The organism is Martelella alba (assembly GCF_006516955.1).
Lineage (GTDB): Bacteria > Pseudomonadota > Alphaproteobacteria > Rhizobiales > Rhizobiaceae > Martelella > Martelella alba.
Genome location: NZ_VHLG01000003.1, coordinates 507,645 through 522,443, shown reverse-complemented (window position 1 = coordinate 522,443; position 14,799 = coordinate 507,645). Strand labels below are relative to the sequence as shown.

Here is a 14,799-nt window from a genome sequence, read left to right as displayed (position 1 = left end):
TCCAGGCCATTCACGGATTGCAGGTGAAGCTCGAATATGACGGCAGCTTCGCCGATGGCTATCAGTCCCATGTCGGCTCCATCCGGCTCGGCTACCGGTTCTAAACCGCAGCGCCAAAAAGCCTCCGCCGGTCGGAAGATATAAAAGCTTCCGGCCGGCGGAGACGCACTGCAGTATGAATAGTCCAATCTTCAGGAGCTAATATTGATAGTGGTTATTGTTTCAATGGGTATCAGGTTTGATATGTTTTTTTGAAAATAGCTTTAGTATTCGGAGACAGCACCGCTCACAATTTGACGATGAAAACGCCAAGCACGGCACCGAAGACAGCAAGAAGATAAAACCAGCGCCGATTATAAATAGGTGTGGGACGGTAACACCGTCCGCAACGCGATGCGCCAAGGCGTAGCTTATGCCCGCATTCACAACCAAACAGGCGTTTCGTCGTTTTCTTCGACACGCCAGAACTTGTCTGTCTGGTCCTGACAGCAGATGTCATGACATTCATTCCTCGATTGATTTGCCCGGTTGTGACGGCACCTGCCGTCCGTGAACAGGGCGGCAATGGCGCGCCAGAAGGCTGCGACATGTAAAGAGATAGGCCCGCCGCAAAATTGATAAAATACCATGTTTATGGTATTGGCGGCGGAGGCTCTGCGTGTCACAACGATCGGCGAAAGACGCGAGACATCGGTGCCGATGCGACATTCCCCCTTAGCCGGCACGCAAGGTATGACGCCGAGTGTTCCAGGATGACAATCAAACCGGAAGAGCGTGATAGACATCCTTCACCTTCGCCCCGGGAGGCGCGGGAACGGTCCCCGTGCAGGATCGTTCTCAGCGAAGATGAGCCGGCAATCCGGGAGCGGCTGTCAAATCTGATTTCGGCCTGGAAGGACGGCATGCTGCTCGCCTCCTGCGGCACGCTCGCAGAGACGATCGATGCGATCAACAACCATGAATTGGACCTGCTGATCACCGACCTCAATCTGCCCGATGGCAACGGCATTGAGGCTATTCAGGCGCTTCGGACAGCACGGCCGGAAGCACAGGCCATGGTCATCTCGGTCCTTGCAGACGAGAGGACTGTTCTCAACTCGATCGAGGCTGGCGCCACCGGCTATCTGCTGAAAGATGCGGATTTCACCGATCTCATCGAAGCGATCACGGACCTGATGGCTGGCCGTTCGCCGATTTCTTCCCGCATCGCCCGCATATTGGTGAAGCGCCTTTCCGCAACGTCACCGGAAGCAAGTATACCGGAGGGCGGTCCGCGACTGACCGACCGGGAGATGGACATTCTCTGGGGGATTTCAAAAGGCTTCACCTATGCTGAACTCGCCCAGCGACTGGAAATCTCCCGTCAGACCGTGCCGGTTCACATTCGCAACATCTATCGCAAATTACAGGTTTCCAATCGCTCCGAAGCGGTGTTTGAAGCCGCGCGTCAGGGACTGATCAAACTGTGAATACACTGATCACAGCCGCTCAGCCAATCCGGGCAAGCTGGCGCGCATTTCGCGGCAGCATGGTCTACACCCTTTTGCCAGTCATTCTCGCCACCCTGTTTCTTGCAGCCCTCCCCCATATCATTGCGTTGCCGTTGCCACCAGGAGCCGCCGTTCTCAGCCAGGCAACCATCGAAAAGGCAGTCGGCCAGCCGGCGACCGTCGTCCTGCCGCAAAGCTGGATATTATTTGGCCAGGCAAAGAATGCCACCATCACCTATCAGCTGGCTCTGCCGGCAGCATTGGTTCCCAAAGCCGATGCCGTTATCTTCATCCCCTCGATACGTCAGGCTGTAGAGGTGCGGCTGAACGGCACCCTGCTTGAGCCACAGGCCAGCAGCATCTTCGCCACCGAGCGCAATGGCAGCTACTATCTGGCGGCGATCCCGCAAGATTTGTTACGGCCAGACAGCAACAGACTTGATATCAGCCAGAAACGTGTCGATGGCTGGATTTCTGCCTATCTTTCACCCGTCTACCTGACCACGGCCGAGGCACTGCATCCCTATAGGAAATACTACGATTTCATCATCGAGCAATGGCGAGCCGCCTCACTGGCACTGCAGGCCATGATCATGGTCAGCGTCATCGCCGTGACCATGTTGCGTCCGCACGACAAGGTCTTTTTCTGGTTCAGCCTGATGACGCTGGTAAGCGTCCTGTCCAACATTGTCAGCTATCTCCTGCCCGCCAGAGAAACCGAAGCCATGCGGCTCTATCTGGGGCTGACCCAGATGACTGTCAGTCTGCTGACCATTGGCCTGGCGCTGGCACTTGCCGAACGCCCACGCCCCGTCAAACTCTCGATTGCGATTGTTGCCCTGCCCGCCATGCTTCTCGTTCTGGCCAGCCAGAAACTTCTGGCGGTCCCGGTCACAATCCTTCTGGCTGCACTTCTGAGCATTGCCATTATGGTACTCTCGTCGGTTATCGTGCTGGAACATTATGTACGCACACGGGACTGGATCTCGGGCATTATTGCCATCCCGTTTGGCCTCGCCATCCTGTTCGGCCTGAATGATCTCGGCATGATGTTCGGCATCACTCAGGGCACCCGCATGCTCTCGCCCTATATTCCGGCAGTTGCTCCTCTGGCGATCATGTCGATTCTCACAGGCAGACTTGTTCTGAGCCTGCGGCAGGTTGACAGTGCCAATACATCGCTTCAGCACCAATTGGCCGAACAGGAAAACGAACTGCGCCGCCTGCACGAAAAAGAGCGTGAAAGCAACGCCCTGGCCATTCTGGACCAGGAGCGCGCTCGGCTGATGAGCGACCTCCATGACGGGTTGAGCGGCCATCTTGTCTCGATTATCGCACAATCGGAAAAATCGGATGCCGACCGCAGAGCCATCACCGTTTCGGCGCGGGAAGCACTGGACGATCTCCGCCTGGTCGTACAATCGCTTGATCTCGGTGACGACGACCTGCGCGTGGCCCTCGCCGGCTTTAGAGAGCGCTGCGAGCCACAATTGCGGCGGATCGGCGTTGTTCTGGACTGGTCCACCGAGGCCATGCCGCCGGTTTCGGGCATTACACCGTCAAGTGCACTCACAATATTGCGCATTCTTCAGGAAGCCGTCACCAATGCGGTCAAGCACGGCCCTGCAACCAACATAGCGATCCGTGCGGAAACCGATGCAATGGGGGAAGCCATTCTGGTTGTTGAGAACGATGTCGCCACGGAGGCCACCCTCTCAAAAGGTTACGGTCTCGCCAACATGACCAAACGGGCACGCAGTATCGGGGCAGAAATCAGCTTCGAACGAAGAGCCGGAATAGCCAGGCTCACACTGCACCTTCCCCGGACGCTGCGTCTCTGACACATCATCTGAGCGAACGACTGGCCTTGCCGACATGGATGGCCGGCGTTGTCTTCTCCCGATAAGGTTGCGGCAACAGGTCAAAGAAGCCGCGAAACCAGCCGACAACCGCCATGGCCTTCTTCAGGCCGCGCATAATGGTCTGAACACCTCTCCTGCGTGAAAATACCATTGCCACCGCGCCAAATCCCAGCATGACAACTGCAGAGACACCGCGCTCGACAGCGCGCGGCAGAAAGCGGCGCAACGCCTTCAGCCGGCCATGCTTGCGCATGAAATCGACCATTTCAGCCGACGTCACCCGCTGCCAGGAAGCAAGATTATAAGACAGGCCGATACGAGACGGCGCGACAATCTCTTCGACAACAGCGTCATCAAGCCAGACAATACGTCCGCCCGCAGACGTAACACGGCGAAAGAACTCGGTGTCCTCCCCACCAAGGAACTGATATTGCGGATCGAACCGCAAGCCCCGGCCCTCTTCATGCATAAAGGCCTTGCGCATGACCGCATTGTTGGTCGCGGCACTTTCCATCGCGTCACCATAAGCATTGCGCGCAAGTTTCGGCGGCTGGTAGAAAAGCGGCAGTTCTTCCGGCAGGACATAATGCACCGGCCCGGTCAAGACATCGGCATCAAAGGTATCGATACCGCGGGCCGTAGCAGCAAGCCAGTCCGGCCGCGCCGTCTCGTCATCATCAATGAAGACAAGCCATTCCGGGACCTGCTCGAGCGCAATGGACAAAACCCGGTTCCGGGCCGAAGACAGGCCAATTTCCGTCTCAAGCGCGTAAATGAAGGTCACGTCAGGCCGGGTCTCGGCAATCCGTTCCACAACGTCGCGACTATATTCAGCACTATCATTCTCAACCACGACCACGACATGGCCAGATCCGTCCAACTGCGGCAGAAGCGAGCGAAGACAGGTTTGAAGCTGCGCCTGGCGACGACGCGTGCAAACCATGATCGTAAAACGTTTTTCCATTCACGCCCCATTCGCGCGGACAATCAGTTACGCCCAAATCACCAGGCATTTACGGGAAACGCACAGGACAAATCGGCAGCTAACCCCGGCAGGAGCGAACGGCCGAACCGAAGCCATGCGCACCTGGGCAGATCGGGGCACCTCAGATAATTGATAATAATAACAAATATCTATAGATCAATAGACAGATAATATATGATACAGAAGCGATAATCACTGTTTGACACACGGCAAGTGCATTTCGTGATCAGTCAGGCTGGCCACCGACAACGCATGGCGTGCAGCCAAGTGGCGACGACCGTGACGGGCAAGACTTTTATCGAGTTGGAAACAGCGCCTCGAAAACCCCTGAAATTCGGGTACGAAGGAAGGGGGGAGCCTAAGCACAAGGGCTGAATTCCGCGTTTGCCGGCACAGTGACGGTCATCGGCGTCACCGGAAATGGTGACCAGCAACGGTTGAATTTCCCAGTTTAGGGCAGGCCGCCCACAACAGGTTGTCGGCATATGACGGCGGTGCTGCATATCCACAACCTTCGCCAGTCCGGATATGTTTGCATATGGGAGCCGAAGCAAGCGGGAATGCTGAGCGGACATATGGAGTGCATACCGCCTTTGAAAGACTAGGCTGCGTCGCGTCGATAGGGCTGCGGTGAAAGGCCGAAAAAGCCACGAAACCAGCCGACAATAGCCACAACCTTCTTCAGGCCCCGCAAAATGATGTCTACGCCCTTGCGGCGCGTGAATATCATGATGACCGCTCCCGCAAGCGTCATGGCAAAACCGAAAACCGTCGCTTCAACGATGCGCGGCATAAATCTGAAAAGCGCGCTCAAACGGCCCTTCTCAGCGATGATTTCGACCATGACAGACGACGCGCCTCTCTGCCAGCAGGCGAAATTGTGGGACAGGCAGATACGGGACGGAACCACGATCTCCTCAACCACGGCATCATCAAGCCAGATGATGCGGCCACCGACAGCCGTCACACGGCGGAAAAATGCAACATCTTCGCCGCCGAGAAACTGGAATAGCGGATCAAACCGCAGGCCCTCCGCCTGACCGCCCAGGAAAGCCTTGCGCATTGCGGCATTGTGGGTTGCTGCACTTTTCATGACCTTGCCATGAGCGTTGCGTAAAGGTTTCGGCGGCTGATAGAAAAGTGGCAGTTCCTTTGGCAGGACATATTGCACAGGTCCTGCCAGAACATCAGCATCGAAGGTGTCAATCCCGCGCGCCACAGCCTCAAGCCAGCCCGGCCGGGCCGTTTCGTCATCATCAATGAAAACAAGCCATTCGGGTGCCTGCTCAAGGGCCAGCGTCAGGCACTTATTGCGCACCGAAGACAGGCCTACCTCTGTCTCAAGCGCATAGATGAAGGTTACATCAGGCCGAGCCCGTGAACATTCATCCACAACCCGGCGACTGTATTCAGCACTGTCATTCTCGACCACGACCACGACATGGCCCGACCCATCCAGCTGCGGAAGCAAAGAGCGAAGACAGGCATAAAGCTGTTCCTGGCGGCGACGTGTACAGATCATCACGGTAAAGCGCTTTCCCATGCACGCTCCTCAACACCCCGAAAATCGCGTCCGCTCAAACGCCCGGCGCTCACTGAAAGCGCACCGGACACGGTGGCCCAGCTAGCACTCGCAAATCGAGAAGGCAAATATAAACGGCACATTACCAGACGGGCAAATGCGACGACGAATACAGGTAAATTACAATATTTATCAATATCATTTCAGGCACATTCAGATAATATGATCGCATCAACAGGCGCTGGAGATGTGCACTGAGCATGACGATTTTTGTGATTAACCTGGACCGCAGCCCGGACCGCATGGCCCGTATGGAACGGCTGTTGTCCGCTCAGTCTCTCACATTCGAGCGATTTGCCGCCGTCGACGCCAAGACACTCGCTCCCGATGAAATCAGCGACATCACCGATTCGCTTCAGACCCGCGGACGCTCGCTCCATGCCGGTGAAGTTGCCTGTTACCTCAGCCACCTCAGATTGTGGCGTGAAGGACTTGAACGAAACCTGCCATGGATCTGTATTTTTGAAGACGATATTCACTTGAGCGACGACGCCGCAACCGTGCTGGACAGTGCAGACCGCTGGATCCCGAAGGATTGCGATCTGGTAAAGATTGAAACGACCCGGTGGAAAACAACCGTGGGCCGCAAGCGCGAAAGGGTCACGAAGACACGCGGTCTGCGACGGCTTCATGATTTCCATTGGGGAACGGCCGGCTACATCATTACCCGGAAAGGCATGGAAACACTCTCGGCGGCCAGCGACAAGCTGCGTCAACCAGTCGATGAATTCATGTTTTTCCCAGGGTCTTCAGTCTTCTCGAAGCTGGTTATCTACCAGCTTGATCCGGCGATCTGTATTCAGGATTTCTATCTGCCCGCAAATGACCCCCGGCGCATGGAGATTGCTTCCGAAATCACGAAATCGGTTGACGAACGCGGCTCGGTAACCGGTGGCAAGGCGCGCTACGAAGGCAATTTCGTGATGCGGAAACTGAAGCGCAGATCAGCCAAGATACGCAATGCCATCGCGCGCTGGCAAAATGGCGTTGCCATCAGGACCATACTCTTCCGTTGAGACAGAAAACCGGCGGCCAAAGCAGGCCTTGCCAGACGACAGAAAGACGCCTGCACTGCCGGCCGGATCACAATACCCCGTCTGCCACTGTGCGACCTGGCGGATAGCCGTATTTGCGGGTGAACGCGCGGGAGAATGCCGCCGCACTGCCAAAGCCGACACGGGCTGCGGCCGTCTTGACGCTGCGCCCCGACAGCAATTCGGCACGCCCGAGCGCCAGACGCCAGCCATTCAGATAGGCCGCTGGCGTTTCACCCACGACCATGCTGAAAAGCGATGTGAATGTCCCGCGTGACATGCCGGCGATGGCGGCAAGGTCTGACACCAGCCATCGCCGCTCTGGCGCATCATGCATGGCAACGAGGCTCTTGTGGAGCGCGGGATGCGCCAGACCGGCCAGCAGACCCGCATTGACCGTGCCAATCGCAATCGCTCTTCTGATCGCAAGAACGACAATGACCTCGCATAGACGCGCCTTGATCGTTCCGCCGCCACAACGGGCCGTCGCAACCTCCGCCACGATCAGCTCGGACAATCCGTAAAGCTGCGGCGCCCCGGCCAGAGAAAAGCATAGCTGATCCGGCAGCGCACCAATCAGAGGATTGGCACTGCCGCCGAATTCCACCCGCGCGGCAGCAAGCAGATGTGCGCCCTCAGGCAGAGGCCCGGAAGATCGGGCACGATAGACGAGTTCCGTCGGGTACCCCTCCCCGAGCGTGTCGACAATCAGAAGATTGGCCTCGTCCGCCGCCTCCAGATAGGAGGCACTGAGCGCAAAGGCCTTCAGGAAGGCCGACAACCGATCATATCTTTCTCGCATTTCAGAACGTTCGATCATGCATTCTCACAATATCCTGGCTCAAAATACTCTACCCTGGAGGAAACATGCACACCAGAACCCTTGAGATCAGGAGCGTCCCCGTGAGCCAGACACCCGCCGCCAAATTCCCCGCCGCCAAATTCGATGCTGATCGCGCCGGAGAATATGCCCGCCAGAGCCGTATTGCGCTGGCTGGCTACGATGCCTGCCATGCCTTGTCAGCCTGCATGCTGTCCGCCGCGCTGGCGCCAGGTAAACAAGCGCGCCTGCTGGTGGTTGGCGCTGGCGGCACTGCGGGCGAGATCACAGCGGCCGCAGCATTGGAGCCGCACTGGTCCTTTGTCGCGGTTGATCCCTCACCGCCAATGCTTGAACTGGCGAAGCGACAGATTGCCGGGGAGAACCTCGGCAAACGGGTCAGCTTCGTCGAAGGACTGGTTTGCGACCTGCCGCAATCGCAGCCCTTCGATGCAGCAATCATGATCGGCGTGATCCACCACCTTCCAGGCGATGCGGCCAAGCGCGCCTTATTGCGCGACATCGCCGCAAGGCTGAAGCCGGAAGCCCCCATGATCATCGCCGGCAATGCCCGCGCCTATGGCTCAGAGCCCCTTTTCATGGCCGCCTGGGCCAATCGCTGGCGCATGCATGGCGCTGGCGATGCGGAAATTCAGGAGAAGATGGCGCGCATCCTGAAGGGCGCCGAGCCGCCCCGCTCCGAGGATGCGCTCGCCAGCCTTTTGAACGATGCGGGCTTCAGCGCCCCTTTACGCTTTTTCGCCAGCCTGTTCTGGGGCGCCTGGTTTGTCCGGCACCAACCAACCATCAGTCCGGCACCATCGGGAAATTAAACACGCACGCGCAGAAATCCACGCATGGCACGACGACGACGGAGAAAGACCACACGCATCGCCGGACAACATCACAGCCAACGAATTCGCAATGAAAATAGCGTGGGGAAAACAAGCCGCACAAGACCAAAAATCGCCCCTCGAATTCTCCCAATGGCTGGAGGAAAGACGACGGGGATCAGGTCACGAATACGGATCTCTTGCGGGCTCATGCCTAACGTATCGCCCGATTTAATAAGCGCAAAGCGGGCTTCAAGGTTTCAGATTTGAACGACGGCTAAGGGGCCGGGAGCGGACTGGCAGCTTTCGGTTTGAGCCCGACGAAAGCGGTCATGGTCTGCACATCAGAAAGGCATCTATCAACCGCTGTCCACGGTGCTGATCTAGTTCGCAATCAGGAGGTTCCGATCACTGCACCCTGGCACCACACGCAGCCATCTGCCTTAGCTTTTCCTCGCTGTAGCCTGCTGTGTCAGCGATCTCTCTTAGAGAAAGAGTGTTCAGATTTGCCCGAACGGTGCGGCCATTCATCTCTGGTTTGAGGGGAAGAATGATCGATGTCACCCCGCTCTTGATACCGCCGTAGGCGCGGATATCCGTGCCGCCTTTCGGCTTATGTCCCTTCCTGCACTTGTCGTCGTCCCCGTAGTCCGGCCGTGATTGATATGGCGCCTTGAGATTGGTCTCAGCTTTAGTGCATCGCTGCTCCCTAGAGATCGGGCCGATCGGGCGCTTGCTCTGAAGTGCGCCGTATCGCAGCATTTCATGGAGGGCTATGGACCCTTCTCCAAAGCCGGGTCCGATATCCGTTACGATCGCGAAAACACTGTGGTCACCGTACCGAACCCAGGCAACCGATCCGAGCAAGGACGATTTCCCCTTGGGCACGACAAGGCCAGGCACTGTTGCGGCGTCGATCGAGACGACTTTGCCATCAACGATGTGCGTCAGGGCCGTTGTCGAGACATAGGTCTGAACGTCTCCGTTGATACTGTGAGGAACCAGCTTCCCTAGCTTGGGGCGCCCCTTGCCGTTTCCAACGATGTAGCGGCCGCCCGCATCTTTCTCCTCGCATTCCTCAAGCTTTGTCCCGGGAATGATCGGTTCCACTTCTAGGGCAAAGACACAGAATTCGGGAGAGCCAGCCAGGAAATCTGCGCGTTCCGCCTCGATCCACCTTTTCCGACAAAGCCGGTTTTTTTCCTTTATGGAACAGGCGATCTTCTTACCGTCGAGGTGAAGGTTTACGCCGTTAGCGATATAGGTATAGCCGTGGTCGCCAACCGTGTAGGATGCGCTCGTTCCGTCCGGATTGACGTTCATTCGTGTCGTCATGATCAGCGAGCCATCGGCGAATTTCCCATTGTAGGGTTTGTCATCGCAGCCTATCGCCATGCTGCCGCCTGACGACAGGGAGACGGCGACAAGTGAGGCCACACAGATGCTCTTTGATGCGATTTTCATATTGTTCTCCACTTGTATCGGCGCGCATAGGGCATAGTAACGGCCAGAGTTGACTGGTTGATATGAATTCGATTTTCAGAACGGTTTGGCGACGTCTCTTTCTTCGCCGCCAACGGCTACGGATTAGGCGGTACGACATGGCCGTCCGCCTTGAACTGGAAAACGAAGTAAGGCGGGATACAGACGCCGCGATGATCTTCTCGGTTCAACCATGCGTCGTCAGGCATGTCTTGGCCAAAGAAGGTCGATGCGAAGTAGTTGCGCCTGCTGTCGCTCGCCTGAAATGAAAGCTGCTCGGCCTTGCGTGCTGCGGCGCGACGATCAAACAGTATCTTGGCATTTTCCTTGGTGTATCCCAGCGGGCTCATGCAGATGTAGTCGTCACGGCACGGACTGGCGGGGTCACAGGCGCGTACACCGGAATAGCTTGTGTAGATCCGGAAACAGCTTTCCACCGTGCGCTTGCCGCCGCCTGCGTCGCTCATGCATCGGGAAAAGCCTGTCGAGGCCAGCAGGCCGCAGGTTGCTTCTTCGGGCAGGTCCCGGCATTGCCCAAGCCGAAGGGCGCCGCCCGGAAAACCGCCCGTCTGCTGCTCGAGAACACGTCGGGCATAGGTTTCGTCGGACTCGCCCGGGTTTCGGTCAAGGTCGCCGATTCCTTTATAATATTCCTGATGAGAGCTAATGTATTCGTTGGTGGCAAGCGGAGGCAGATGATCGATCGAGATTGTCGTATCCTCGGGATCGGTATTTTTCGGCGTTCTATGGTATTCGTCCGAACCGAACCTCGAACTGCTCACGGTGCCTAACTGCATTACTTCGCCGACCATGGGAACGGCCTGTGATCCCACGCACATGCCGATACCGGGCTGGTTAACGGATGCGAAAACGGGTTCGCAGCGCAGATTTCCATCGCACCCCCATTGCCGCCGGCCGCCCGGCGGGGCCACCATCAGGCAGGCGCCACCCCACCCGGCCAACAGCTGGATATTGTCTCTGCCTGAGGGCCTCAGCTCCCGGTAGATGTTTTGCGGACGAATGGCATAGCTCGTGGCCACCAAGCGCCGGGCGACTGTCTTATCGTCCATGAGCGATGCCAATGCCTCGATAATTTTGACGCGGCGCGGCTGGTCGCCAAAGAAATGCGCGGAAGCGGGTAGGTAGATGGCATTGACGCTTGCGGTTCCCGGCCTGTCGGCGCCGGGAAAATGAAAGCCCGCGATCGACCGGCTCTGGTGGCAGCCGGAACAGGATGCCTCGTTCAGGCGCATCCGGAATTCGTCGGAATTGCCGACAAAGTTGAGGGTATCGGGGTGACGCTTGCTGTATCTAGCCAGTGCGGCCGTGATTTCCTGATCGCTCAGAATGGGATGTTTTCTATCGTTCCAGAACGGCTGGTTGGCAGACCGGCTGGCGCCGCCTGGAGAGATGGAAACCGCCCTGCATGCGAGGAATTCGACGGGGATATTAACTAGCCCGAGATCGACGTCGGCTATGCCAGCATCGGCAAGCAGGTATTTCGCGAGAGCCGAGCGAGAGATCGCTTTTCCGCGCCGGTCTGGACAAGTATTCTCGTCACCCTTAGGGTTTCCCAATAGCCGCGCACGATCGATTTGGTTCGAAAGATAGCTGACCGCCCAATATCCCTTGCCGTCGTTGCCTGACTGCCACCGGAACACGCGGATAATGTAGGTCGCCAACGTACCAAAGCCGGTTTTGTCGACAGACGCGGGAATGCGGGAACCCTGCATATTCAATTCGATCCGGTCTATATCCGCCGGGCGGAGCGACGAAACTAGCAGATCGATTTGCTCGGAGAGGTCCGCAGGTGTCGCACCGGCTTTGACTGCATTGACATAGTTGCGCCACAAGCCGGCAACCGTCCTGCAGTCCGGCGAACCGGACCAAGGTTGCGCAGGAAACACAACATTGAGTGTGACGGGAAGGCGAGACTGATAGCGCCGATCTTCCACGGGTCCGCTGTTCAGCTCGCCCTGATAGGCAAAGCGATAGATCGCACTTATTTCACCGCAAGCAAGGCGCGTGCCGCGCTCCGGCACGATATCCCTGTTGAACTGCCGGTCCATGCGGTTAACCACACCGACCAGTTCGATCTTGGCTCCGGGAAAATCAAGGAATTTGGGCGATAGGTGATCTGCGGTCTGATCCTTGAGGTCATTTCTGACGACGTCACGAACAGTCTCGAAGACCGAAAGCATAAATGGGTTGTTCGAGAGATCGTCAGCACTCATCGTAGCACGGCGGTCCCTAAACACGAGGCACTGAAAGTTCAAAGGGCCAGCATCGCTGCAATCTCCTCCACTGGCGGGTCGGTCGAGCCGAACCATTACTGCCGGGTCGGAAATATAAGGCCCCGCCAACGCCTTGGGAATTTCAGGGGCCCAAATCTCCGGCTTATCCACGACTTCACTTATTGCCTGAGAGGCAATAAATAAGCCGAAAATTAATATGCATGAAGAAATTTTTATAAATAGTTTTAAATATTCCATAATCCGCCCTCCTGGCGAATTTTCACTGTACTTGTTTGATCGAATGAAAATATTATTTGGGGAAATGAGAGGTTGTGTCAATCTATTTGAAGGAATAATATAGAAGATGTAGGTTTCCGCGAGGTTGAAACTGCGTTTTGATTTGGCCAAAGCATATATTGTATGTGGTTTCGCGACGGCTGGTGAGGCAGAGAACAGTGCAGAGCGCAAACATAGCGTCCGCTTTCGGGAGCTGGTACGAAGGGCGCTGAACGTCGGAAATGGGGGCGCATTGCAGTCATGTAACGGACGAAGCCTCCCTTGGGCTTTGACCACAATCTTTTCTTCTGCAGAGCGCTGTTTGCGCCAAAATCGCGCCGGTCTCGAACGGCGGATGAACGCGCCGCTCCTCTTGCCGAATGCCAGATAGCCAAAACACATCAGGGCTTTAGGTGCGAAAAAGCTCAAGCGACGTGACCAAAACGGTCAAAGCCCGTCCGGAAGGTTCAAACTATATGATGTTTTACAGAGAGAAAGGAATTTGGTGGAGCTAAGCGGGATCGAACCGCTGACCTCCTGCATGCCATGCAGGCGCTCTCCCAGCTGAGCTATAGCCCCACGAAACAGATCGAAAGCTGGTTTCTTTTCGACCCGCCCGGCGCTTGTTCGCGTCGGATGGCGGCTTGTTACTTTGCTTTCTGGACGGATGCAAGCCCCAAAAATAGCTTGCGTCGCAAAAAATTCATCGGCGGAGGAAAAAGTGCCGAAACGCAGGCACTCTGCTTCGCAAGAAAGTTTATCCACTCTGCGGGACGATCGAAAAGATGGGCCATGAAACCGTCATCGCGCTGCTATAGCGTTCACCTGTCACTGACGATTCGAGCGGAGAAGAAAATGCATGTCGCCTGCCTCCATACCGTTGAAAGCAATATCGCCGTTTTTGACGCGGCGGCAACCGCGCTCGGCATCGATGGCCTGACGCTGAGCCATACGGTGCGTCCCGATCTTCTGCAGCGGGCCGAAGAAGAGGGTGCGCTGACCACGCCGATCCGCGACGAAGCGGCCCGTGCGCTCGAAGCGCTGTCACGCTCTGCCGATGCCGTCCTGCTGACCTGTTCGACGCTTGGGCCGGCAAGCGCGGCGGCAAGGCAGGCCGCAAGTCCTGTCCTGCGCGTCGACGAGGCCCTGGCCGTTGAAGCCCTTGCCGCCGGTGGCAACCTTGTCGTTCTCTGCGCCGCACCGACCACGATGGAGCCAACACGCGCGCTCTTTGCCCATATCGCTGAACCATCCGGCCGCGACTTTGCAATTCTGCTCGTCGAAGGCGCCTGGGACAAGCGCAAGGCGGGCGATCTCGATGGCTATTTAGGCGACATCGCCGCCGCGATAGACAGGGCCTATGCGCAAGGCGCCGACCATGTGGCCCTTGCCCAGGCCACCATGGCGGCGGCAGCTGAACGCACCGCAGCGGGCCCGAGGGCTTTCACCAGCCCATCGGCGGGCCTGCTTGCAGCCGTCAAGGCTGCGCAGGCGCGATGACCCCGAACAAGCAGGGCCGGATCGTCATTTTGAACGGGGCACCACGTTCCGGCAAAACCAGCATCGCCCGCGCCATACAGGACAGTTTTGACGGGGACTGGATCAATCTCGGTGTCGACAGCCACATGCAGACACTGCCGAAACGGCTCCTGCCCGGCATCGGCCTGCGCCCCGGCGGCGAGATGCCCGCACTGGAACCCCGGCTTCCTGCCCTCTATGCGGCCCTTTATGAGACGATTGCCGCCCATAGCAGGCAGGGTCTCAACGTGGTTGTCGATGTCGGCCATCACGATGGCTACAGCCAGCCACTCGGCATATTGAACGATTGCGCAAACCGGCTCACGGGGCTGCCGGTTCTGTTCGCAGGCATTTTCTGCCCGCTTGCCGAGATCATGCGCCGACGCCGGCAAAGCGCCATGGCAGGCAACAGTTATCTCGTCTCTGATGACAGTGGAGAGATCCCTGCCCCGGTGCTTGCCTGGCAGGATGCGGTCCACGCTCACAGGCTTTACGATATCGAGATTGATACGGCAATCCACCAGCCGAAAGCCGCCGCCGCACTGCTGGCCGCGCAACTGAACCGTTGTCATGGCTTCGGCACGGCCTTTCCCGCACTTGCCAGACGTCACGCCACCCGAATGTAAAAACCCGCGCCGATGCGCGGGTTTTCAAAAACGCCTGATCTGTTCACGCCCATGCGC

The 14,799-nt window shown here is 57.3% G+C and carries 12 protein-coding genes and 1 tRNA gene; 6 read left to right on the top strand and 7 right to left on the bottom strand.

The genetic code is table 11. From position 1 onward, the window contains the following. Positions 1–422 precede the first annotated feature (422 nt). The gene (locus FJU08_RS22730; RefSeq protein ID WP_181409789.1) at positions 423–785 is read right to left on the bottom strand and encodes a hypothetical protein; all 363 of its coding nucleotides are present in this window, start codon (positions 783–785) and stop codon (positions 423–425) included. Here FJU08_RS22730 and FJU08_RS08735 point away from each other — a divergent pair. Both FJU08_RS08735 and FJU08_RS08730 read left to right on the top strand, forming a co-directional pair. Continuing rightward, complete coding sequence (locus tag FJU08_RS08735; protein WP_141148585.1) at positions 753–1,469, top strand: response regulator; 717 nt, start codon at positions 753–755, stop codon at positions 1,467–1,469. The genes FJU08_RS22730 and FJU08_RS08735 overlap by 33 nt on opposite strands. Beyond that, complete coding sequence (locus FJU08_RS08730; RefSeq protein ID WP_141148584.1) at positions 1,466–3,331, top strand: sensor histidine kinase; 1,866 nt, start codon at positions 1,466–1,468, stop codon at positions 3,329–3,331. Before FJU08_RS08735 ends, FJU08_RS08730 begins: the two co-directional genes overlap by 4 nt. Positions 3,332–3,335: 4 nt before the next feature. Here the strand turns inward: FJU08_RS08730 and FJU08_RS08725 are convergent, their stop codons facing one another. Beyond that, complete coding sequence (locus FJU08_RS08725; protein WP_141148583.1) at positions 3,336–4,316, bottom strand: glycosyltransferase family 2 protein; 981 nt, start codon at positions 4,314–4,316, stop codon at positions 3,336–3,338. Between the two features lie 622 nt (positions 4,317–4,938). Continuing rightward, positions 4,939–5,880: a glycosyltransferase family 2 protein gene (locus FJU08_RS08720; RefSeq protein ID WP_141148582.1), complete on the bottom strand. Its 942-nt coding sequence runs from the start codon at positions 5,878–5,880 to the stop codon at positions 4,939–4,941. 239 nt (positions 5,881–6,119) lie between these two features. Here FJU08_RS08720 and FJU08_RS08715 point away from each other — a divergent pair, with 239 nt between their 5' ends. Beyond that, a complete protein-coding gene (locus tag FJU08_RS08715) occupies positions 6,120–6,935 on the top strand; it encodes a glycosyltransferase family 25 protein (RefSeq protein WP_141148581.1) in 816 nt (271 codons plus the stop codon). Between the two features lie 67 nt (positions 6,936–7,002). Here FJU08_RS08715 and FJU08_RS08710 read toward each other — a convergent pair whose 3' ends face one another. Beyond that, positions 7,003–7,773, bottom strand: a complete 771-nt coding sequence (locus FJU08_RS08710; RefSeq protein ID WP_141148580.1) for an AraC family transcriptional regulator — start codon at positions 7,771–7,773, stop codon at positions 7,003–7,005. An 83-nt stretch (positions 7,774–7,856) separates the two neighbouring features. Here FJU08_RS08710 and FJU08_RS08705 point away from each other — a divergent pair, with 83 nt between their 5' ends. Continuing rightward, positions 7,857–8,606 carry a class I SAM-dependent methyltransferase gene (locus FJU08_RS08705; RefSeq protein WP_235890633.1) on the top strand — a complete coding sequence of 250 codons (750 nt, stop codon included), beginning with the start codon at positions 7,857–7,859 and terminating at the stop codon, positions 8,604–8,606. A 408-nt stretch (positions 8,607–9,014) separates the two neighbouring features. Here FJU08_RS08705 and FJU08_RS08700 read toward each other — a convergent pair whose 3' ends face one another. The 3 genes from FJU08_RS08700 to FJU08_RS08690 form a co-directional block, all read right to left on the bottom strand. Beyond that, positions 9,015–10,070 (bottom strand): hypothetical protein, encoded by a 1,056-nt coding sequence (locus tag FJU08_RS08700; RefSeq protein ID WP_141148578.1) that lies wholly within the window; start codon positions 10,068–10,070, stop codon positions 9,015–9,017. Between the two features lie 116 nt (positions 10,071–10,186). Beyond that, a complete protein-coding gene (locus FJU08_RS08695) occupies positions 10,187–12,580 on the bottom strand; it encodes a hypothetical protein (protein ID WP_141148577.1) in 2,394 nt (797 codons plus the stop codon). 521 nt (positions 12,581–13,101) lie between these two features. Continuing rightward, positions 13,102–13,177: transfer RNA gene (locus FJU08_RS08690), tRNA-Ala, on the bottom strand. Between the two features lie 276 nt (positions 13,178–13,453). Here FJU08_RS08690 and FJU08_RS08685 point away from each other — a divergent pair. Both FJU08_RS08685 and FJU08_RS08680 read left to right on the top strand, forming a co-directional pair. Further along, the gene (locus FJU08_RS08685) at positions 13,454–14,098 is read left to right on the top strand and encodes an aspartate/glutamate racemase family protein (RefSeq protein ID WP_141148576.1); all 645 of its coding nucleotides are present in this window, start codon (positions 13,454–13,456) and stop codon (positions 14,096–14,098) included. Then, positions 14,095–14,742, top strand: a complete 648-nt coding sequence (locus tag FJU08_RS08680; protein ID WP_141148575.1) for a chloramphenicol phosphotransferase CPT family protein — start codon at positions 14,095–14,097, stop codon at positions 14,740–14,742. Before FJU08_RS08685 ends, FJU08_RS08680 begins: the two co-directional genes overlap by 4 nt. The last annotated feature ends 57 nt before the right edge of the window (positions 14,743–14,799 follow it).